The 20223-nt window shown below is 60.4% G+C and carries 18 protein-coding genes; 7 read left to right on the top strand and 11 right to left on the bottom strand.

From position 1 onward, the window contains the following. Nucleotides 1-22: 22 nt before the first annotated feature. From U5A08_RS17840 to U5A08_RS17825, 4 genes are read left to right on the top strand one after another with little or no spacing between them, the layout of a single operon-like run. Nucleotides 23-496, top strand: a complete 474-nt coding sequence (locus U5A08_RS17840) for a MarR family winged helix-turn-helix transcriptional regulator (protein WP_253396835.1) — start codon at nt 23-25, stop codon at nt 494-496. Next, nucleotides 493-1944, top strand: coding sequence for an efflux transporter outer membrane subunit (locus tag U5A08_RS17835; RefSeq protein WP_321847759.1), 1452 nt, complete (start codon nt 493-495; stop codon nt 1942-1944). The genes U5A08_RS17840 and U5A08_RS17835 overlap by 4 nt, the downstream gene beginning before the upstream one ends. A 15-nt stretch (nt 1945-1959) precedes the next feature. Beyond that, nucleotides 1960-3156, top strand: coding sequence for an HlyD family secretion protein (locus tag U5A08_RS17830; protein ID WP_321847758.1), 1197 nt, complete (start codon nt 1960-1962; stop codon nt 3154-3156). Beyond that, a complete protein-coding gene (locus tag U5A08_RS17825; RefSeq protein WP_321847756.1) occupies nt 3156-4685 on the top strand; it encodes a DHA2 family efflux MFS transporter permease subunit in 1530 nt (509 codons plus the stop codon). The genes U5A08_RS17830 and U5A08_RS17825 overlap by 1 nt, the downstream gene beginning before the upstream one ends. A 183-nt stretch (nt 4686-4868) precedes the next feature. Here the strand turns inward: U5A08_RS17825 and lpxH are convergent, their stop codons facing one another. Further along, on the bottom strand, nt 4869-5618 hold the full coding sequence (lpxH, locus tag U5A08_RS17820; protein WP_321847754.1) for a UDP-2,3-diacylglucosamine diphosphatase: 750 nt from the start codon (nt 5616-5618) through the stop codon (nt 4869-4871). After that, on the bottom strand, nt 5615-6118 hold the full coding sequence (locus U5A08_RS17815; protein ID WP_253396825.1) for a peptidylprolyl isomerase: 504 nt from the start codon (nt 6116-6118) through the stop codon (nt 5615-5617). The genes lpxH and U5A08_RS17815 overlap by 4 nt, the downstream gene beginning before the upstream one ends. A 249-nt stretch (nt 6119-6367) precedes the next feature. Between U5A08_RS17815 and U5A08_RS17810 the strand changes: the two genes are divergently transcribed. Then, nucleotides 6368-8065 carry a glutamine--tRNA ligase/YqeY domain fusion protein gene (locus U5A08_RS17810; protein ID WP_253396823.1) on the top strand — a complete coding sequence of 566 codons (1698 nt, stop codon included), beginning with the start codon at nt 6368-6370 and terminating at the stop codon, nt 8063-8065. A 15-nt stretch (nt 8066-8080) separates the two neighbouring features. Continuing rightward, a complete protein-coding gene (gene cysS / locus U5A08_RS17805; protein ID WP_321847751.1) occupies nt 8081-9469 on the top strand; it encodes a cysteine--tRNA ligase in 1389 nt (462 codons plus the stop codon). 111 nt (nt 9470-9580) lie between these two features. On the opposite strand, the gene U5A08_RS17800 is transcribed toward cysS, so the two are convergent. Beyond that, a complete protein-coding gene (locus U5A08_RS17800; protein WP_253396819.1) occupies nt 9581-11467 on the bottom strand; it encodes a DUF262 domain-containing protein in 1887 nt (628 codons plus the stop codon). Nucleotides 11468-11681: 214 nt separating this feature from the next. Further along, complete coding sequence (locus U5A08_RS17795; protein ID WP_253396817.1) at nt 11682-12017, bottom strand: DUF6124 family protein; 336 nt, start codon at nt 12015-12017, stop codon at nt 11682-11684. Nucleotides 12018-12396: 379 nt separating this feature from the next. Here U5A08_RS17795 and U5A08_RS17790 point away from each other — a divergent pair, with 379 nt between their 5' ends. Next, nucleotides 12397-12855: an HIT family protein gene (locus tag U5A08_RS17790; protein WP_253400406.1), complete on the top strand. Its 459-nt coding sequence runs from the start codon at nt 12397-12399 to the stop codon at nt 12853-12855. Nucleotides 12856-12982: 127 nt separating this feature from the next. Here U5A08_RS17790 and U5A08_RS17785 read toward each other — a convergent pair whose 3' ends face one another. From U5A08_RS17785 to U5A08_RS17755, 7 genes are all read right to left on the bottom strand, one after another. Next, the gene (locus tag U5A08_RS17785; RefSeq protein WP_253396816.1) at nt 12983-13321 is read right to left on the bottom strand and encodes a Na+/H+ antiporter subunit G; all 339 of its coding nucleotides are present in this window, start codon (nt 13319-13321) and stop codon (nt 12983-12985) included. After that, nucleotides 13318-13596 carry a K+/H+ antiporter subunit F gene (locus tag U5A08_RS17780; protein ID WP_253396815.1) on the bottom strand — a complete coding sequence of 93 codons (279 nt, stop codon included), beginning with the start codon at nt 13594-13596 and terminating at the stop codon, nt 13318-13320. The genes U5A08_RS17785 and U5A08_RS17780 overlap by 4 nt, the downstream gene beginning before the upstream one ends. Further along, nucleotides 13593-14081 carry a Na+/H+ antiporter subunit E gene (locus U5A08_RS17775; RefSeq protein WP_253396814.1) on the bottom strand — a complete coding sequence of 163 codons (489 nt, stop codon included), beginning with the start codon at nt 14079-14081 and terminating at the stop codon, nt 13593-13595. The genes U5A08_RS17780 and U5A08_RS17775 overlap by 4 nt, the downstream gene beginning before the upstream one ends. After that, nucleotides 14078-15760: a monovalent cation/H+ antiporter subunit D gene (locus U5A08_RS17770; protein WP_321847743.1), complete on the bottom strand. Its 1683-nt coding sequence runs from the start codon at nt 15758-15760 to the stop codon at nt 14078-14080. Before U5A08_RS17770 ends, U5A08_RS17775 begins: the two co-directional genes overlap by 4 nt. After that, nucleotides 15757-16101 carry a Na+/H+ antiporter subunit C gene (locus tag U5A08_RS17765; RefSeq protein ID WP_007986256.1) on the bottom strand — a complete coding sequence of 115 codons (345 nt, stop codon included), beginning with the start codon at nt 16099-16101 and terminating at the stop codon, nt 15757-15759. Before U5A08_RS17765 ends, U5A08_RS17770 begins: the two co-directional genes overlap by 4 nt. Beyond that, entirely contained in the window at nt 16101-19022 is a 2922-nt protein-coding gene (locus U5A08_RS17760) for a monovalent cation/H+ antiporter subunit A (RefSeq protein WP_321847740.1), read from the bottom strand. Before U5A08_RS17760 ends, U5A08_RS17765 begins: the two co-directional genes overlap by 1 nt. Nucleotides 19023-19231: 209 nt before the next feature. After that, the gene (locus U5A08_RS17755; protein WP_253396810.1) at nt 19232-20161 is read right to left on the bottom strand and encodes a DMT family transporter; all 930 of its coding nucleotides are present in this window, start codon (nt 20159-20161) and stop codon (nt 19232-19234) included. Between the last annotated feature and the right edge of the window lie 62 nt (nt 20162-20223).

Here is a 20223-nt window from a genome sequence, read left to right as displayed (position 1 = left end):
GGCAGTAATAAGGTGACTTCCGATGAAACACTTCACCCCGGACAACTTCCACAACTGCCACCTCGGGCTGTTGCTGGGGCGTGCCGCCATCCTTAAAGACAAGATCATCGACACCCATATGGAGCCGCACGGCATCACCGCCGCGCAGTTCAAGGTGTTGATCATCATGGCGCAGTTCGGTGTCGACACCCCGGCGGAACTGTGCCGCCACCTGTCCCTGGACAGCGGTTCGATGACCCGCATGCTCGATCGCCTGGAGCAAAAAGGCCTGCTTGGTCGCAAGCGTTCGGCGCTGGACCGCCGCCAAGTGCAGTTGGTGCTGACGGATGACGGCCAGCGCCTGGCGGACAGGCTGCCGTACATCGGCGCCGAGGCATTGAACCAGTTGGCCGGTGCACTGGAGCCAGGTGAATTGCAAACCCTGGAAAAGATCCTCAAGAAAATGCTCATAGCTGCCGGTGATCCCATCACCCTTCAGCGGGTAGGTAAAGCATGAACACACGTGCCCTTTGCCTGGTGCTGGCGGCCATGAGCATGGCCGGTTGCGCCAACTTCAGCGGCCTCGACACCCAGGGCCAACGCCTCGACGCTAACACCCTGCAGACCGGTCAGTCGTTGACCGGCGTGACCCTGTCGAGCGCCGCCTGGCCCCGCGCCGACTGGTGGAAAAGCCTCGGCGACCCGCAACTCGACGGCTTGATCCAGGAAGCCCTGCAAAACAGCCCCGACATGCAAGTGGCCAGCGCCCGTGCCCACCAGGCCGAAGCCGCCGCCTATGCGGCGAACGCCGCACGCATGCCGACCCTGGACGCCAGCGCCGGTGTCAGCCGTTCGCGCCTGGCGAAAGACAAGGACCCGCTGGGGCAGGGCGATGCCTACTCGACGGTGCGAAATATCGGCGCCAGCTTCAACTACAACTTCGACCTCTGGGGCGGCCAGCGTGCTGCCTGGGAAGCCGCGTTGGGCCAGGCCCGGGCCGCCGAAGTCGACCAGCAGGCCGCGCGCCTGACCCTGGCGGCCGATGTGGCCAAGGCTTACAGCGACCTGGGCCAGGCGCATATCGTGCGCGACCTGGCCAATGACGATCTCAAGCGCACCCGGCAAATGCTCAACCTGAGCCAGCGCCGCCTGAACTCGGGCATCGACAGTCAGTACCAGTTCCAACAGACCGAAAGCCTGGAAGCCAGCTCCCAGTCGCAACTGATCGATGCGGAAAAACAACTGCAGAGCGCAAAAATCGCCTTGGCGGTGTTGCTCGGCAAAGGCCCGGACCGCGGCAACGAACTGGCGCGCCCGGCGGTACTCAAGCCCAGCGCCGTCGCCGTACCCTCGGTGCTGCCCGCCGAATTGCTGGGCCGTCGCCCGGACCTGATCGCCGCACGTTGGCGTGTGGAAGCGGCGAGCAAGAACATTGCCGCCGGCAAGGCCAACTTCTACCCCAACCTCAACCTGAGCGCGAGCGCCGGGGCCGAGTCGTTGCTGGGCGATGCGATGTTCGGTTCGGCCAGCCGCTTCTTCAACATTGCGCCGACGATCTCGCTGCCGATCTTCGACGGCGGTCGCCTGCGCGCCGACCTCGATGCGCGTGATGCCGACTATGACCTGGCCGTGGCCCAGTACAACAAAACCCTGGTGCAAGCCCTGGGCGATATTGGCAACAGCCTTTCACAACTGCGCGAAACCGGTCGGCAGATCCAGGCCCAGCAACACGCCGCGGACATTGCCCAGCAGTCCTACGACACCGCGATGCAGCGTTACAGCTCGGGGATCGGCAACTACCTGGACGTGCTCAGCATCGAGCAGCAATTGCTGCAAGCCCAGCGCCAGCTAGCGACCCTGAATGCCGCGCAAATCGACCTGTCGATCCAACTGATGCAAGCCCTGGGTGGCGGCTACGACGCCGCAAATGTGGCATCGACCACCCCAGCTACACGCACGGAATAATTTGAGGTGACTGACATGGCTACTGTCGAAAGCAACACCGCAACGGGAAAGCCCGATAACAACCCACGCAAACGCAAAGTGATGCTGATCGGCCTGACGCTGATCGTCATCCTCAGCGTCGTCGGGGTTTGGGGTTGGTATGAACTCTACGGCCGCTTCAATGAAAGCACCGACGACGCCTACGTCAACGGCAACGTGGTGGAAATCACCCCGCTGGTCACCGGCACCGTGGTCAGCATCGGCGCCGACGATGGCGACCTGGTCCACGAAGGCCAGGTGCTGATCAACTTCGACCCCAACGACGCAGCCGTCGGCCTGCAAAGTGCCGAGGCCAACCTGGCCCGCACCGTGCGCCAGGTGCGGGGTTTGTACAGCAACGTCGATGGCATGAAAGCCCAGGTCAATGCGCAGAAGGCGGATGTGCAAACCGCCCAGGACAACTTCAATCGGCGTAAAACCCTGGCCCAGGGTGGGGCGATTTCCCAGGAGGAACTGTCCCACGCCCGCGACAGCCTGACCGCGGCCAAGAACGCCCTGACCAACCTTGAACAACAGCTCAAAAGCAGCAACGCGCTGGTGGATGACACGGTGATTTCGTCCCATCCGGACGTGCAAGCCGCCGCCGCGCAACTGCGCCAGGCCTACCTGGCCAATGCGCGTAGCACCTTGATTGCCCCCGTCACCGGCTATGTAGCCAAGCGCACCGTGCAACTGGGCCAGCGCGTGCAGCCGGGCACGGCGTTGATGGCGGTGATCCCGCTGAACCAGCTGTGGATCGACGCCAACTTCAAGGAAACCCAACTGCGCAATATGCGTATCGGCCAACCGGTGGACATCGAAGCGGACATTTACGGCAGTGATGTGAAGTTCAGCGGCACCATCGACAGCCTCGGCGCCGGCACCGGTAGTGCGTTTGCCTTGTTGCCTGCGCAGAACGCCACGGGTAACTGGATCAAGATCGTGCAACGGGTGCCGGTGCGCATCCATATCAATGCCGAAGAACTGGCCAAGCACCCGCTGCGCGTGGGCTTGAGCACCCTGGTCAACGTCGACCTGCACGACCAGAGCGGCCCGGTGCTGGCGCAACAGGCGCCACAAAAGGCCTCGTTCACCACCAACGTGTATGACCGCCAATTGGCCGAGGCTGACGCCATGATCACTCAGTTGATTCATGACAACAGCCTCGCCGCGCCCAAGGCTGTGCAACGCTGATGAGCCATAACGCGTCCTTCTCGCCGCCCAGCTTGTTGATGGCCACCATTGGCCTGTCGCTGGCGACTTTCATGCAGGTGCTCGATACCACGATCGCCAACGTGGCGTTGCCGACCATCTCCGGCAACCTCGGCGTGAGTTCGGAGCAGGGCACCTGGGTGATCACCTCGTTCGCGGTGAGCAACGCCATTGCCTTGCCGTTGACCGGCTGGTTGAGCCGACGCTTTGGCGAGGTGAAGCTGTTTCTCTGGGCCACCATTCTGTTCGTGCTGGCCTCGTTTCTTTGCGGTATTTCCACTTCAATGCCCGAGCTGATTGGCTTTCGGGTGCTGCAAGGCTTGGTGGCCGGGCCGTTGTACCCGATGACCCAGACGTTGCTGATCGCGGTCTACCCACCGGCGAGGCGCGGCATGGCCCTGGCGTTATTGGCGATGGTCACGGTGGTGGCGCCGATTGCCGGTCCCATCCTCGGCGGCTGGATCACCGACAGCTACAGTTGGCCGTGGATCTTCTTCATCAACGTGCCCATCGGCGTCTTTGCGGTGATGGTGGTGCGTTCGCAGTTGAAGAAACGCCCGGTGGTCACCAGCTACCAGCCGATGGACTATGTGGGGCTGTTGAGCTTGATCGTCGGGGTCGGCGCGTTGCAGATCATCCTCGACAAGGGCAACGACCTGGACTGGTTCGAGTCCAACTTCATCATTGTGGGGGCGGCGATTTCGGTGATTGCCCTGGCGGTGTTCATCATCTGGGAAATGACCGACAAACACCCGGTGGTCAACCTGCGGCTGTTCGCCTACCGCAACTTCCGCATCGGCACCATCGTGCTGGTCCTCGGCTACGCGGGCTTCTTCGGCATCAACCTGATCCTGCCGCAGTGGCTGCAAACCCAGATGGGCTACACCGCAACCTGGGCCGGCCTGGCGGTAGCACCGATCGGTATTCTGCCGGTGCTGATGTCGCCGTTTGTCGGCAAGTATGCGCACAGGTTTGACCTGCGCCTGCTGGCAGGCCTGGCGTTCCTGGCGATTGGCTTGAGCTGCTTCATGCGCGCCAGCTTCACCAATGAGGTGGACTTCCAGCATATCGCCCTGGTGCAGCTGTTCATGGGCATCGGCGTGGCGCTGTTCTTCATGCCGACCTTGAGCATCCTGATGTCCGACCTGCCGCCGCACCAAATCGCCGACGGTGCAGGTCTTGCGACCTTCCTGCGGACCCTGGGCGGTAGCTTCGCGGCCTCGCTGACCACCTGGATCTGGATTCGCCGCGCCGACCAGCACCATGCGTACATGAGCGAGAACATGACCACCTATGACGCGGCCACCCGCAATGCACTGGAAGCACTCGGTGGGGCAGGGCACAAGGCTTATGCGCAGTTGGACCAGATCCTCACCAGCCAGGCGTACATGATGTCCACCGTGGATTACTTCACGTTGCTGGGGTGGATGTTCATGGGCTTGATGCTGCTGGTGTGGCTGGCCAAGCCGCCGTTCACCGCGAAGGCAGGGCCGGCTGCATCAGGGCACTGATCAACCAAGGTTGGAATGCAATCAGCCGGTGCTGGAATGCAATCAACCAAGGCTGGAATGCAATCAGCCAGGGTTGGAATGCAATCAACTGTGGGAGGGGGCTTGCCCCCGATAGCGGTGGGGCAGCCTCAAACAGGCTGACTGATACACCGCCATCGGGGGCAAGCCCCCTCCCACAGTTGATCAGGCGCCGGGAAGTGCCAGTTGCGGGTTCACAAGGTCAAACGCCGCCAACTGAAACCCTTGCTCATCCACCTGCAATGCCCAGCCTTGCTTGTCCCAATCCCCCAGCACAATGCGCTTGGCCGCCTGGTCACCAATCTGCAACTTATGAATGGCGGGGCGGTGCGTATGGCCGTGGACCAAGGTGCGCACGCCGAACTGCTGCATCACCCGCGGCACTTCCTCGGGGGTGACATCGACAATGTCGTTGGCCTTCATCCGCGTCTGCGCCCGGCTTTCGCTGCGCAGCTTGCGCGCCAGTGTGTGGCGGGTGCGCAAGGGCAGGTGACGCAGGATAAACAGCACAATCGGGTTACGCAGGGTGCGCCGCAGCTTCATATAGCCGACGTCGCGGGTGCAGAGGCTGTCGCCGTGCATCAACAGCACGGGCTCGCCGGCGAGTTGCACGACGCTCGGGTCCTTGAGCAGCTTGGCGCCCGCAGCTTTGCAGAACGCCTTGCCGATCAGGAAGTCGCGGTTGCCATGCATGATGAAAATCGGTGTGCCACTGTCGCTCAACTCGCGCAGGGCCGCGCAAATCGAGCGCTGGAAAGGGGTGATCCCATCGTCGCCAACCCAGGCTTCAAAGAAGTCCCCGAGGATGTACAACGCCTGGGCGCCACGGGCGCGGCCGTGGAGTAAATCCAGAAACGCCCGGGTAATGTCCGGGCGATCTTCTTCCAGATGCAAGTCTGAAATCAGCAATATCACTCAACGATCTCGGCTTTCTCGATGATCACGTCGTCTGTTGGCACGTCTTGGTGGCCGGCTTTGCTGGTGGTGGCAACGCCTTTGATCTTGTCGACGACGTCAGTGCCTTCGGTGACTTTACCGAACACCGCGTAGCCCCAGCCCTGCACGTTCTTGCCGCTGTGGTTGAGGAAGGCGTTGTCGGCGACGTTGATGAAGAACTGCGCGGAGGCCGAATGCGGCTCCATGGTACGGGCCATGGCGACGGTGTATTTGTCGTTGGAAAGGCCGTTGTCCGCTTCGTTCTGGATGCTTGGGCGCTTGTCTTTCTTTTCTTTCATGCCAGGCTCGAAACCGCCGCCCTGGACCATGAAGTTGCCGATGACACGGTGGAAAACGGTGTTTTCGTAGTGGCCGGCTTTCACGTATTCAATGAAGTTGGCGACGGTGATTGGCGCTTTCTCGGCGTTCAGTTCGATGACGATGTCACCGTGGTTGGTGGTCAGTTTGACTTGAGTCATGTGTACTACTCTTTTCAGGAAATTCGTGGGTTCGGGCGCCTATGCGCCTGACCTGTTTGGCTAAACGGTGGCCAAGACGCGCAGTTTAGCGTGCCCTGCGGGAATTTCGAGGTGGTTTTTTACCGCCCGGGCAATTAAAGCAGCAGTTTTGGGTCGCGCTCTGTCAGGCGGTTGACCGCTTCGGCTATGATAAGCCCTTTGTTTTATCTGGCCTGACCAAGGCCACGTACTCGTCTGTTCAAGGATATTATGAGCAAGCCCACTGTCGACCCTACCTCGAACGCCAAGGCCGGCCCTGCCGCCACGGTCAACTTCCTGCGCCCGATCATCCAGGCGGACCTGGATTCGGGCAAGCACACGCAGATCGTCACCCGCTTCCCGCCAGAGCCCAACGGCTACCTGCACATCGGTCACGCCAAGTCGATCTGTGTGAACTTCGGTCTGGCCCAGGAGTTCGGTGGCGTCACGCACCTGCGTTTCGACGACACCAACCCGGCCAAGGAAGACCAGGAATACATCGACGCCATCGAAAGCGACATCAAGTGGCTGGGCTTCGAATGGTCCGGTGAAGTGCGCTATGCGTCCAAGTATTTCGACCAGTTGTTCGACTGGGCCATCTTACTGATCAAGGCCGGCAAGGCCTACGTCGACGACCTCACCCCTGAACAGGCCAAGGAATACCGTGGCACGCTGACCGAGCCGGGCAAGAACAGCCCGTTCCGCGACCGCTCGGTGGAAGAGAACCTGGACTGGTTCGCCCGCATGCGCGCCGGTGAGTTCGCGGACGGCGCCCGTGTACTGCGTGCCAAGATCGACATGGCCTCGCCGAACATGAACCTGCGCGACCCGATCATGTACCGCATCCGCCATGCCCACCACCACCAGACCGGTGACAAGTGGTGCATCTACCCGAACTACGACTTCACCCACGGTCAGTCGGACGCCATCGAAGGCATCACCCACTCCATCTGCACCCTGGAGTTCGAAAGCCACCGTCCGCTGTACGAATGGTTCCTGGAGCACCTGCCGGTTCCGGCACAGCCGCGCCAGTACGAATTCAGCCGCCTGAACCTGAACTACACCATCACCAGCAAGCGCAAGCTCAAGCAACTGGTGGATGAAAAGCACGTCAACGGCTGGGACGACCCGCGCATGTCGACGCTGTCGGGCTTCCGTCGTCGCGGCTACACGCCCAAATCCATCCGCAACTTCTGCGAAATGGTCGGCACCAACCGTTCCGACGGCGTGGTCGACTTCGGTATGCTCGAATTCAGCATCCGTGACGACCTCGACCACAGCGCCCCGCGTGCCATGTGTGTGCTGCGCCCGCTGAAAGTCGTGATCACCAACTACCCGGAAGGCCAGGTCGAGAACCTCGAACTGCCACGCCACCCGAAAGAAGACATGGGCGTGCGCGCACTGCCGTTTGCCCGTGAAATCTACATCGACCGTGACGACTTCATGGAAGAGCCGCCAAAAGGCTACAAGCGCCTGGAACCCGCCGGCGAAGTGCGCCTGCGCGGCAGCTACGTGATCCGCGCCGACGAGGCGATCAAGGACGCCGCGGGTAATATCGTCGAACTGCGTTGCTCGTATGACCCAGAGACCCTGGGCAAGAACCCTGAAGGCCGCAAGGTCAAAGGCGTGATCCACTGGGTGCCGGCCGCCGCCAGCGTCGAGTGCGAAGTGCGTCTGTACGATCGTCTGTTCCGTTCGCCGAACCCTGAGAAAGCCGAAGACAGCGCGAGCTTCCTCGACAACATCAACCCGAACTCCCTGCAAGTACTCACGGGTTGTCGTGCCGAGCCATCCCTTGGCAATGCACAGCCGGAAGACCGTTTCCAGTTCGAGCGCGAAGGCTACTTCTGCGCGGATATCAAGGACTCGAAACCTGGTCATCCGGTATTCAACCGTACCGTGACCTTGCGTGATTCGTGGGGCCAGTGATTTAAGGGATTTGTCGTGCTAACGATCTACAACACGCTCAGCAAGAGCAAAGAAGTCTTCAAGCCGCTGGATGGCAACAAGGTGCGCATGTACGTATGCGGCATGACCGTATACGACTACTGCCACATCGGCCACGGCCGCAGCATGGTCGCCTTTGACCTGGTGACCCGCTGGTTGCGTTTCAGCGGCTACGACTTGACCTATGTGCGCAACATCACCGACATCGACGACAAGATCATCAACCGCGCCAAGGAAAACGGCGAGTCGTTCGACGCCCTGACCGCGCGCATGATCGCCGCGATGCACGAGGACGAGGCGCGCCTCAACATCCTCAAGCCGGACATGGAACCGCGCGCCACGGACCATATCCCGGGCATGCACGCGATGATCCAGACCTTGATCGACAAGGGCTACGCTTACGCCCCAGGCAATGGCGACGTGTACTACCGCGTCGCCAAGTTCATGGGCTACGGCAAGCTGTCGCGCAAGAAAATCGAAGACCTGCGCATCGGCGCGCGCATCGAAGTCGACGAAGCCAAGCAAGACCCGCTCGACTTCGTGCTGTGGAAAGGCACCAAGCCCGGCGAGCCAAGCTGGGAATCACCTTGGGGCGCCGGGCGTCCGGGCTGGCACATCGAGTGCTCGGTGATGTCCACCTGCTGCCTGGGCGAGACCTTCGACATTCATGGTGGCGGCAGCGACCTCGAGTTCCCGCACCACGAAAACGAAATCGCCCAAAGCGAAGCCGCCACCGGCAAGACCTACGCCAACGCCTGGATGCACTGCGGCATGATCCGCATCAATGGCGAGAAGATGTCCAAGTCCTTGAACAACTTCTTCACCATCCGCGACGTGCTGGAAAAGTACCATCCGGAAGTGGTGCGTTACCTGTTGGTGTCGAGCCACTATCGCAGCGCGATCAACTACTCGGAAGACAACCTCAAGGACGCCAAAGGCGCTCTGGAGCGTTTCTACCACGCGTTGAAAGGCCTGCCCTGCGTGGCCCCGGCCGGCGGCGAAGCGTTCGTGGCCCGGTTCACCGAAGTGATGAACGACGACTTCGGCACCCCGGAAGCCTGCGCGGTGCTGTTCGAGATGGTGCGCGAGATCAACCGCCTGCGTGAGAGCGATCTCGACGCAGCGGCCGGTCTGGCTGCACGCCTGAAAGAACTGGCCAGCGTGCTGGGCGTGTTGCAGATGGAAGCCGATGACTTCCTGCGAGCCGGCGCTGAAGGGCGTGTGGATGCGGCTGAAGTAGACGCGCTGATCCAGGCGCGTTTGGCGGCTCGGGCCAACAAGGACTGGGCGGAGTCCGACCGCATCCGTGACCAACTGACCGCGATGGGTGTGGTGTTGGAAGACGGCAAGGGTGGGACGACGTGGCGGTTGGCTGATCAGGCTTGATCTGTAAGCGCTGAATGAAAAACGCCCCGACTGGTTCGGGGCGTTTTTTTAATGGGGCTAAGCGTCTGAAACCGTGACAGAGCTCCAATCAAATGTAGGTGCTGGCCTGCGTCACGTACTTGGACCAATCCACAATGTCCGTGCGACCTCAAATAATTTGGCGCCACGTTCAGTGATAGTTGTTTCGTTCCACTGAGTTATTTGCATCAACTCACGATTTAGATGAAGATTTGAGTGTTCAAACAATGCCTGTCGCTTCTGAGAATATGCATGATTTTGCAGTGAACGGTTAACTCCATAGTGTACGAGAGTGAGATTGCCCATGCGAGGTACGGAGTACTCACGATTAAGAATGGCTTGTGAGCGATTGTCTAAGTGGCCTGATACATATTCAAGTTTGTACGCTTCAGTTGCTTCAGCAGCGGTTGAAAGTGTACCGTCGGAGAGTGACCAGTGCGCATACCAAGACTGAGGAAGGATGTGGTCGATGTCTAAGGTATCCAACGCCAATGGCACGCGCTCTTCACTTCGCTCTGTACGGAGTGCCGTTTCTAGACGGTGGAAGGTGGTCCGTAGCTTTATCGCATCGAGGCGACCTGGATAAATATCACCTTCCAGCCAATGGTGTAGAAACTCTTCGTCAGTTGGCCAGCGCGAAGCGTCCCCAAGCGGTTCAGCCAAGTTTTTTCGAAACGCAGTGGCGCTTAGCTCTCCAGCTTGAAGTTTTTTCAGTTGTTGTGAAAAAACTTTGTTGTAGCTTTTTCTGGTGAGTCCGCATACCGCCCGGCGCACTAGATATGATTCTATGCAGTCAAAAATGTTGTGCTGGTCTTCAAACGAAAGATACGATGAAGCAACCTTGAGCGCCAAGGCGTGCGTAGGAGACGCATCCCACGCGGCAACGCGTCGACCGAATATGCCAATGGGTGTCTCTCCAGTGCCTTTTACCAAATTACGATAGTGTTCGGCGTGGCTGTTGAGCAACTCAAGTTGGGCGTCTGCGCTGTATAGTTTCGGTGTGTCATCCACAAAACGGCGATAGCCAGCGTATAATCGTCCGATATCAATTTCTTCAGCAGTTTCTGCTTGCAGTACGGTTTGTACGAACCACTCCAGTCGGGGCCGGTTGAGTCGGCCACGTGACTGTGGCTCTGACCATAATTCATCTTCAAATCTGGACCAGAGATTTTTGTAAAGATCATCAGCATTCAATCCAGCACGCATAAAAATGAAGTTGCGAATTAAATCGGTCGCATGGAGTTGTGCACCATGACCATTGAGTGTTTCAAATATGACTTGGGCGTCGTCGTCTTCACCCAGTGAAATGCATACTATTGAAAGGTCTGTAAGGACAGCTGTCGCTAAAGCCACTGCGACGGAGAGGTAAGACTCTTCCGTCTGACTCTCTCCCCATTCGATCATCGCATTACGGAAAAATACAATCGCTTCTAGTGCTGGAGGATGGTTAATGCCTATTTTTCGAATACTGCCGCTTTGCGTAAAGCTCGAAGGAAATCTTTCACGCAGGTCGTCGATCGATATAGCCGTCATCGCTTGGGTATATTGATGACGGTCTCGAAATGTGGGCCAGAGCTTGAAAAGCTCTACCTCTTTTTCTTCCATGGTCTCTTGGTTGCTGTTGCGTAGACAGGTTTCGATGACGGGCAGGAAATTTGGCTGTTCCCATTCGCGCAAAGCGTGCGTCAATGCAGTCAGTACATATTGCATCGTTGTCAAACGTTGTTGTCCATCAATGATGTGGTGTCGCTCGACTCCTAACAGGCCTGTCTTCTTTTGGGGTTCCAGCACGACGGCCCCCATAAAATGAGGCACTGCCTTATCGCCTGTAAGACGAGATTCTGCTTTGTCGCGTATGTCTTCCCAAAGGCGCTCCCATTGGTCTTCTCGACTCCATACGTAGGGCCGTTGGTAGAACGGAACTCGATACTGACGCCTGTCTTGAAACATCTGCTGGATGTTGAAGGTGCGTGAATCCATTTGCCCTGTTTCCTTTTGGCTTTTTAAGACGCGTTAGTGAGTTTTTCCTTGGGCTATCCAAGCGATCCAGTTGGAATGTTGGTACAGAAATTAACCGCTTCAATCCGCAAAATATCAAAACCCTAGATCAGGTTCACGTCGGCAGCGATCAAGTAGCAGGAGCGTATCTATTTACTCCCCTCATAGATACGCCAGTTGTAAGGCCGCTCTGGTCCTAACGCTGAGCTGGGAGTGGATACTGATCCAATGCTCTATCCACTAATAATTCAATTCCCTCCAGCATCCGGCAAATTCCTAGCGCCACGCTACGCGAAGCGCCATCAATTTCGAACGCCAAATGGCTCGCCAGTGCCTGAGCTGACGCAAGATCCTCCGACGCATTGACCAGCAGTGTCTCGGCATCCACGTTATCGCGCACGGCAAAGAGGCCATGGTTTGGTGCAGGCTGTTCGGTGTTCTTGGGTGAGTTCAAATAATGGTTAATCGCTCGATGAGCAGCAGCTTGAAACGCGCTTGAATTCGACGGCGGATTCGGACTGTCTTTAATCATGATTTAGCTCCTAGAGTATTGGAGCCACCACCCATCGCTGCGAAACGATACCCGGGTGGCAGCTGTACGCAGGTTCGCAGACCGGGACTCTAGGCACCCGGCATACCCGAAGGTATCCCGCGCACAGCCGCCATAACATCAGGCATTAAAAAACGCCCGCTATCTGAGGTGGACGCTGTGCGTCTAGAGTTTAACCGGGCTGCGAAACCCGGTCGCTGAATTTGCAGCGACCGCCGAAGATTAGTGATGCATCGTCCGAGGGGCAACCCTAAAAAGATGTCGGAAAGTTCTCGTTTCTACGGTTTTTTTGACGCCGGCCGACGCTTACTTTTAGATAGTCGCCACAACCCAACCCATGATGAAACTGACGGTGATTCAAATGGATTGTATTTTCTGCAGCATTGTCCGAAAAACCTCCCCGGCCCATATTCTGTGGGAAGACGAACACCATATGGCCTTCCTGTCTATTTTCCCCAACACCCCAGGCTTCAGCGTGGTGATCCCCAAGCAACATTACGGCAGTTATGCGTTTGCGCAGTCGGATGAAGTGCTGTCAGGTCTGGTGGTGGCGGCGAAGAAAACTGCGCAGCAGATCGACCGGGCGTTTCCCGATGTGGCGCGCACGGGGATGATCCTGGAAGGCTACGGGGTGGATCACCTGCATGCGAAGCTGTTTCCCATGCATGGGACGGGGCAGGACAGCACGTTCAAGCCGTTGAGCTCGAAGGTGGATAAGTTCTTTGAGGCCTATGAAGGGTATATCTCGTCGCACGATTCGGGTCGGGCGGATGATGCCGAATTGGCGGAGTTGGCGGCACGAATCCGATCCTTCGCCTAGCCTCAATCCAACTGTGGGAGGGGGCTTGCCCCCGATAGCGGTGTGTCAGCGACAGCTGCATTCACTGACACCCTGCTATCGGGGGCAAGCCCCCTCCCACATTTTTTTGACCGTGTCGCTTCAGAACTCAGCGACGGCTGCTGACCTCGGCCGGCACGTCATCCCCGGCCATGCGCTTGCGGAACAACGCCGTGCGCGCCAGCAGCAGCGTCGTCACCGGCACCGTGATCGACAACAAGATCGGGATCAACCATCCGTGCAACACCGGCGCGGACTTGAGCATCGAAAAATAGATGATCGACGCCAACGCCACGCTCCACGCGCCCAACGTCGAGGCCAGTGCCGGCGGGTGCATGCGCTGGAAGAAATCCTTCATGCGCAGCAACCCGATTGCGCCAATCAGCGCAAACACGCTGCTCAGCACCAGCAACACGGCCACGCACACTTCAATCCATAACGGCATCATTCGATCACCTCGCCACGCAGCAGGAATTTGGCCAGGGCAAATGACCCGACAAAGCCAAACAGCGCGATCAACAGCGCCGCTTCGAAGTAGGTATCACTGGCATACCGAATGCCCAGCACCAGCATCATCAGCATCGCCAGGATGTACAGATAGTCCAGCGCCAGGACCCGGTCCTGGGCCGATGGGCCTTTGAACAGGCGGATCAGGGTCAGCGCCATGGCCAGCGAGAACAGGAACAGGCTGAACAGGATCGCATTGGAGAGCAGGGCGCTCATTCGAAGATCTCCATCAAGGGCCGTTCGTAGTCGTGTTTGAAGTGCTGGATAAACTGCGCTTCATCGTCCAGATCGAAGACGTGCAACAACAGGATGCTGCGGTCCAGGGCGAGTTCCGACCAGACGGTGCCGGGGGTCACGCTGGTGATCATCGACAACACGGCCAGGCCGTTGGCGTCGCGCAGGTCCAGGGGGATTTTGATAAAGCGCGAACGCGGTGGCCGCGAGCCGCACACCAGCACGCCCCAGGCGACTTGCAGGTTGGAGACGATCACATCACGCCCCACCCGAAAGAACAGGCGGATGATCACTCCGGGACGATGGATACGAATCGACAACGGGCGCAGCGGCGCCATCAGCAGCGGCGCGAGAAAACCCAACAGCGCGCCCAGCAGCAGGTTGCCAGGGCTCACGGACAGGTTCAGCACCAGCCACAACACCCACAACGCCAGCGATAACCACGGGGCCGGGAACAGGCGCTTCATGGCTGCACCTCCAGCGCGGCGGTCCTGGCTTCAGGGCTGGGCACCGGGCGTGTGGCCATGACCGCCATCACATACTGTTCCGGGTTGTTCAGGCTCTTGGCGGTGTCGAGGGTGTAGCGCATCAGCGGCTCGGCCTTGAAGGTCAGCAGGATGCTCAGGCCGAGCAGGAAGAAGATCGGCACGCACTCGTAACGGCGCAGCAGCGGTGAAGGGCGCTCTTCCGGGGTCCAGAAGCGTTGGATGCCCAGGCGGGCGAAGGCGATCAGCGAGGCCAGGCCGGACAGGATCAGCAGCGCCACCAGGCCCCACGCGGCAGGGCGGACGGGCTCATCCAGCGCATGGCCCAAGCCCAGCGGATTGACCAGCGCGCTCAACAGGCTGAGCTTGCCGATAAACCCCGACAGCGGCGGCATGCCGATGATCAGCAGCGCGCAGGCGACAAAGCTCAAGCCGAGGAAGGCCATGGTCCAGGGAATCACCTGGCCGACCACGGCTTTCTGTTCGTCATCGAGATTGACGCCGGGACGTGGATGCAGGGATTCCATGGCTTTGGGCAGCGCATCAATCTCTTCATCCAGCGGCAGGTCGTTGGCCGAGCGCGAGCGTTCGATCAATTCGGCCAGCAGGAACAGCGCGCTCAAGGCCAGTGTGGAACTGACCAGATAGAACAATGCCCCGGCTGTCAGGTTGGGCTGGGCGAACCCCACCGACGACAGCAGGATGCCGGCCGAGACCAGGATGCTCAAGCTGGCCATGCGCTCCAGGCGCTGCGCCGCCAGCATCGCCAGCGCCGCACAGAGGATGGTCGCCATGCCGCCGTACACCAGCCAGTCGCCGCCGAACAGCGCCGACGCCCCGGCCTGGCCGGAGAACAGCAGGGTCCACAGGCGCAGCACGGTGTACACGCCGACCTTGGTCATGATCGCGAACATCGCCGCCACCGGCGCGCTGGCCGATGAGTACGCCGGCGCCAGCCAGAAATTCAGCGGCCACATACCGGCCTTGGCCAGGAATGCGGTGGCGAGGATCGCCGCCCCCGCGTGCAACAGGCCGCGATCGGCCTCCGGCACCAGCGGGATTTTCAGCGCGAGGTCCGCGAAGTTCAGTGTGCCGGTGACGCCATAGATCAGCGCCGCGCCGATCAGGAACAGCGACGACGCCAGCAGGTTGATCGCGATGTAATGCAGCCCCGACGACACCCGCGCCCGCCCGGAACCGTGCAGCATCAAGCCATAGGAGGCCGCCAGCAACACCTCGAAGAACACGAACAGGTTGAACAGGTCGGCGGTGAGAAAGGCGCCGTAGAGGCCCATCATCTGGATCTGGAACAACGCATGGAAACTGGTGCCCGCGCGGTCCCAGCGGGCCATGGCGAACAGCAGCGCACTCACGCCGATGATCCCGGTGAGTACCAGCATCAGCGCCGACAGTTGGTCCACCACCAGCACGATGCCGAACGGCACTTGCCAGTTGCCGGGCAGGTACACGCCGATCGAGCCGGGGCCACCTTGTTGCGTCCAGTACAGCAGCAAGATCGCGATAGCGAGGCCGAGCATGCTCGAGAACAGGTTGATACGCGCCTTGAGCGGGCGGTGCTTCTCGCCGAGCATCAGCATCAGGGCGGCGGTCAGCAGCGGCAGCAGGATCGGCGCGACGATCAGTTGATTGACCCACGTCATTCCTTGGGCTCCCGGCCGTCCACATGGTCGGTGCCGGTCAGGCCCCGCGACGCCAGCAGTACCACGAGGAACAGCGCGGTCATGGCGAAGCTGATCACGATCGCCGTCAGCACCAACGCCTGGGGCAGGGGATCGGTGTAGTGCAACAGGTCTTGCGGCACGCCGTCCTTGATGATCGGCTCCTTGCCGATAAACAGGCTACCCATGCTGAAAATGAACAGGTTGACCCCGTATGACAACAGGCACAGGCCCATCACCACCTGGAACGTCCGTGGTCGCAGGATCAACCAGACCCCGGAGGCCGCCAGGACCCCAATGGCAATTGCGATGACTTCTTCCATCAGGCGGCTCCTTCCGGTGTAGCAACGGTTTTCGGCTGGTTGCTCGGTTTATGGGCTCGCACCGATTGGTGACCGAGAGCGGTGAGCATCAGCAGCGTCGAGCCGACGACCATGGCGTACACGCCGACGTCGAAGAACAGCGCGCTGGCGATATGGATGTCGCCCAGCACCGGCAAGCTGAAATGCCAGGTATGGGTGGTGAGGAACGGGTAGCCGGCGAACAAGGCACCGAGCCCGGTCAGGGTCGCCGAGAACAGGCCGAAGCCCATCCAGCGCATCGGCCGCAAACTCATCTGCGCCTCGACCCACTGGGTGCCGGCGACCATGTATTGCAGGATAAACGCCACCGACATCACCAGGCCGGCGACGAAACCACCGCCCGGCTGGTTATGGCCACGCATGAACAGATAGAACGACACCACCAGCGCAATCGGCAGCAGCAGGCGCACCAGCACCGCCGGCACCATCATGTAGCCCAGGGCGGTGTCGCTGGCCTGGCGTGGGTTGATCAGGTCGGTGGCCACGTCCGGCGCGAGTTGGCGCTGTTGCGCGGGCAATTGCATGCTTTCCTTGGAGGGGCGGAAGCGCCGCAGCAGGGCGTACACGGTCAGCGCCACGGCGCCGAGTACGGTGATTTCGCCCAGGGTGTCGAAGCCACGGAAGTCCACCAGCATCACGTTTACCACATTGCTGCCGCCGCCTTCGGGGAGGGCGCGGCTCAGGTAGAATGAGGAAATATCGTTGGGCGTCTGGCGGGTCAGCATGGCATAGGACAGCAGCGCCATGCCGCCACCGACCACGGTGGACAGCAGGAAGTCGCGCAAGCGGCGAATGCGTGCCTTGCGCAACGTATTGGGCAGTGGCGAGACTTCTTCGATCCGCCGTGGCAGCCAGCGCAGGCCCAGCAGGATCAGCACGGTGGTCACCACTTCGACGACCAACTGCGTCAGCGCCAGGTCCGGCGCCGAGAACCACACGAAGGTGATGCAGGTCATCATGCCGCACACGCTGACCATGGTCAGGGCCGCCAGCCGGTGGTACTTGGCTTGCCAGGCGGCACCGAGGGCGCAGGCAATCGCCAGCAGCCACAGGGTGACGAATACGATGGAACCCGGGATCTTCGGCCGGTCGCCCCAACTGAGGCCGCTGTTGAGCATCGGGATCATGCCGCCGATCACGGCGACCAGCACCAGCAGGAACAGCTGCGTCTGCAGGCGCTTGGTGCTGATGCGTTTCTCGATCCTGCGCACGCCGCGCATCATCACCACCAGGCAGCGTTCGAAGCCGCGCTTGCCATTGAAGTAGCTGATGATCGGCGGGTACTTGAAGCGCCCACGCTTGAGTTGCTTGCGCAGCAGCAGGTAAAGCACCACGCCACCGGACATCGCCACCAGGCTCATGATCATCGGTGCGTTCCAGCCGTGCCAGATGGCCAGGCTGTATTCCGGCAGCACCCCGCCGACCACCGGCAGTGCGGCGGCGGCGAGGATCGAGCCGACCACCTGGGCCGGGAAGATCCCCACCAGCAGGCAGGTGAACACCAGCAGTTCCACCGGCGCGCGCATCCAGCGTGGAGGCTCGTGCGGGGTGTGGGGCAGGTCGGTTGCGGGCGGGCCGAAGAACACATCCACCGTAAAGCGCAGCGCGTAGGCCACGCTGAACGTGCCGGCGATGGTCGCGATCACCGGCAGGGCGATTTCCACCCAGGCGGTCGCTGAGATAAACACGGTTTCAGCGAAGAACATCTCTTTGGACAGAAAGCCATTGAGCAACGGCACGCCGGCCATGGACGCACTGGCCACCATCGCCAGGGTCGCGGTAAACGGGATCAAGCGCACCAGGCCGCTGAGCTTGCGGATATCGCGGGTGCCGCTTTCGTGGTCGATGATGCCGGCCGCCATGAACAGCGAGGCCTTGAAGGTGGCATGGTTGAGGATATGGAACACCGCAGCGACGGCGGCCAGCGGGCTGTTGAGGCCGAGCAGCAGGGTGATCAGCCCCAGATGGCTGATAGTGGAGTAGGCCAGCAGGCCCTTGAGATCGTTCTGGAACATGGCGCAGTAAGCGCCGAGCAGGAGGGTCACGGCGCCGGCACCGCCGACGATCCAGAACCATTCTTCGCTGCCGGACAGCGACGGCCACAGGCGGGCCAGCAGGAACACGCCGGCCTTCACCATTGTCGCCGAATGCAGATAGGCCGATACCGGCGTCGGTGCCGCCATGGCGTGGGGCAGCCAGAAGTGGAACGGGAACTGCGCGCTTTTGCTCAGCGCGCCGACCAGCACCAGGGCCAGCATGACCGGGTACAGCGAGTGCGCGCGAATCTGATCGCCCGCCGCCAGAACCCGGTCCAGGTCATAGCTGCCGACGATATGCCCGAGCAGCATCACACCGGCCAGCAGGCACAAACCGCCCGCGCCGGTGACCATTAACGCCATGTAGGCGCCGCGTCGCGCATCGGCGCGGTGGTGCCAGTAGCCGATCAGCAGGAACGAGAACAGGCTGGTCAGTTCCCAGAAGAACACGATCTGGATCAGGTTGCCGGAGATCACCAGGCCGAGCATGGCCCCCATGAATGCCAGGAAAAACGCAAAGAAGCGTGGCACCGGATCGTCCGGCGACATGTAGTAACGCGCATACAGCGACACCAGCGTGCCGATGCCGAGTACCAGCATCGAGAACAACCAGGCGAAGCCATCCATGCGCAAGACGAAATTCACGCCGAGGCTGGGCAACCACATGAATTCTTCGCGGATCACCCCGCCGTGGGCGATTTGAGGGTAGAGCAGGGCGACTTGAATGGTACCGGCCAGGGCAATAAGGCCGGCCAGCAGGGATTCGGTGTTACGCGCATTGTGCGGCAGCAAGGCCGCCAGACAGCTGCCGATAAAAGGCAGAAGCAGTAGAACTATCAGGGACATAGGGCTCTAATCTGCGGGAGTTTGGGATGCATCATACGTGCCGCTTTCTTGATCACCAAACGGCAACGTGTGGCAGGATCCTACAAGGTAGGCTGAAAACGCCCATTTGGCATTGTTCCAAATACCCTTTCCCACAAACGACACCGCCCCAGGTGGGCGCCGGATTTACCCGCGATGGCGACTTGACTGCCTCCGCTACCGCTCGGACCTTACCCCTGCTGCTCCTGTTCCTTGGCATTTTGCAATTCGATGGCTTTCTGTCCGCGCGTCTTCAGCTCGCTCACCACCACCGCCGCCACGATCAACGCCGCCCCGACCATCGCAATCGGCGGGAACCGCTCCCCGGCAATCCGCCCAACCACGCCGGCCCACACCGGTTCCCCGGCATAAATCAACGTGGCCCGCGTCGGCGAAACGCTCTGTTGCGCCCAGTTCATCGCCACCTGGATCACTGCGCTGGTCAAGCCCAGGCCCACCGCACTGAACAACAGCAACCAAGAGAACCCCGGCAGCGCCTCGCCCATCGGCACCACCATCAGGAACGACAACAACGACGCGGTGGCCAGTTGCACCACGGTCACCCGACGCACGTCCACTTGCCCGGCAAACGCGCTGATCAGGATGATCTCGGCGGCAATCGCCACCGCGCCGATCAGCGTGGCGATTTCGCCGGGGCTGAAATTCAGCGAGGCGCCGGCAGGGCCGGTCAACAGCATCAAGCCGGCGAACGCCAGCATGATGCCAATGCTCGGCATCAACCCCGGCCGACGGCCCAGCACCAGCCATTGCAACAACGGCACGAAAGGTACGTAGAGCGCGGTAATAAATGCCGACTGGCTGCTCAGAATCGTCTGCAGGCCGATGGTCTGCAACCCGTAGCCGAACATGATCGCAACGCCGATAAATACCCCGGCTTTCAACTCGAACAGGGTCAGGTCGCGCAGGGTGCGCAAAGAGAAAAAACCGACCGCGAGCGTCGCCGCGGCAAACCGCAGGCCCACGAAAAACATCGGCCCGCTGACCGTCATGGCGTGCTGCACCAGCAAAAAGGTGCCGCCCCAGATCATGGTGATGAACACCAGAATGCATTCGGCTTTGCTGAAGCGGTTGAAACGCGAGGGAGCATTCGGGGTGGTCATGGCGGCTCAGTCTTGCAAGGGAAGGGCGCGGAACGCACAATGCGTCGCACGCTGGGCAGTAT

This window comes from Pseudomonas paraveronii (genome assembly GCF_963681955.1).
GTDB lineage: Bacteria > Pseudomonadota > Gammaproteobacteria > Pseudomonadales > Pseudomonadaceae > Aquipseudomonas > Aquipseudomonas paraveronii.
Note: the sequence above shows the minus strand (reverse complement) of the source record. Positions and strands in the feature narration are given on the sequence as shown.

Coding starts and splice junctions, on each gene's coding strand:
- U5A08_RS17840 (WP_253396835.1), top strand. CDS start 23: ATGAAACACTTCACCCCGGACAACTTCCACAACTGCCACCTCGGGCTG.
- U5A08_RS17835 (WP_321847759.1), top strand. CDS start 493: ATGAACACACGTGCCCTTTGCCTGGTGCTGGCGGCCATGAGCATGGCC.
- U5A08_RS17830 (WP_321847758.1), top strand. CDS start 1,960: ATGGCTACTGTCGAAAGCAACACCGCAACGGGAAAGCCCGATAACAAC.
- U5A08_RS17825 (WP_321847756.1), top strand. CDS start 3,156: ATGAGCCATAACGCGTCCTTCTCGCCGCCCAGCTTGTTGATGGCCACC.
- U5A08_RS17815 (WP_253396825.1), bottom strand. CDS start 6,118: ATGACTCAAGTCAAACTGACCACCAACCACGGTGACATCGTCATCGAA.
- U5A08_RS17810 (WP_253396823.1), top strand. CDS start 6,368: ATGAGCAAGCCCACTGTCGACCCTACCTCGAACGCCAAGGCCGGCCCT.
- U5A08_RS17800 (WP_253396819.1), bottom strand. CDS start 11,467: ATGGATTCACGCACCTTCAACATCCAGCAGATGTTTCAAGACAGGCGT.
- U5A08_RS17795 (WP_253396817.1), bottom strand. CDS start 12,017: ATGATTAAAGACAGTCCGAATCCGCCGTCGAATTCAAGCGCGTTTCAA.
- U5A08_RS17790 (WP_253400406.1), top strand. CDS start 12,397: ATGGATTGTATTTTCTGCAGCATTGTCCGAAAAACCTCCCCGGCCCAT.
- U5A08_RS17785 (WP_253396816.1), bottom strand. CDS start 13,321: ATGATGCCGTTATGGATTGAAGTGTGCGTGGCCGTGTTGCTGGTGCTG.
- U5A08_RS17780 (WP_253396815.1), bottom strand. CDS start 13,596: ATGAGCGCCCTGCTCTCCAATGCGATCCTGTTCAGCCTGTTCCTGTTC.
- U5A08_RS17775 (WP_253396814.1), bottom strand. CDS start 14,081: ATGAAGCGCCTGTTCCCGGCCCCGTGGTTATCGCTGGCGTTGTGGGTG.
- U5A08_RS17770 (WP_321847743.1), bottom strand. CDS start 15,760: ATGACGTGGGTCAATCAACTGATCGTCGCGCCGATCCTGCTGCCGCTG.
- U5A08_RS17765 (WP_007986256.1), bottom strand. CDS start 16,101: ATGGAAGAAGTCATCGCAATTGCCATTGGGGTCCTGGCGGCCTCCGGG.
- U5A08_RS17760 (WP_321847740.1), bottom strand. CDS start 19,022: ATGTCCCTGATAGTTCTACTGCTTCTGCCTTTTATCGGCAGCTGTCTG.
- U5A08_RS17755 (WP_253396810.1), bottom strand. CDS start 20,161: ATGACCACCCCGAATGCTCCCTCGCGTTTCAACCGCTTCAGCAAAGCC.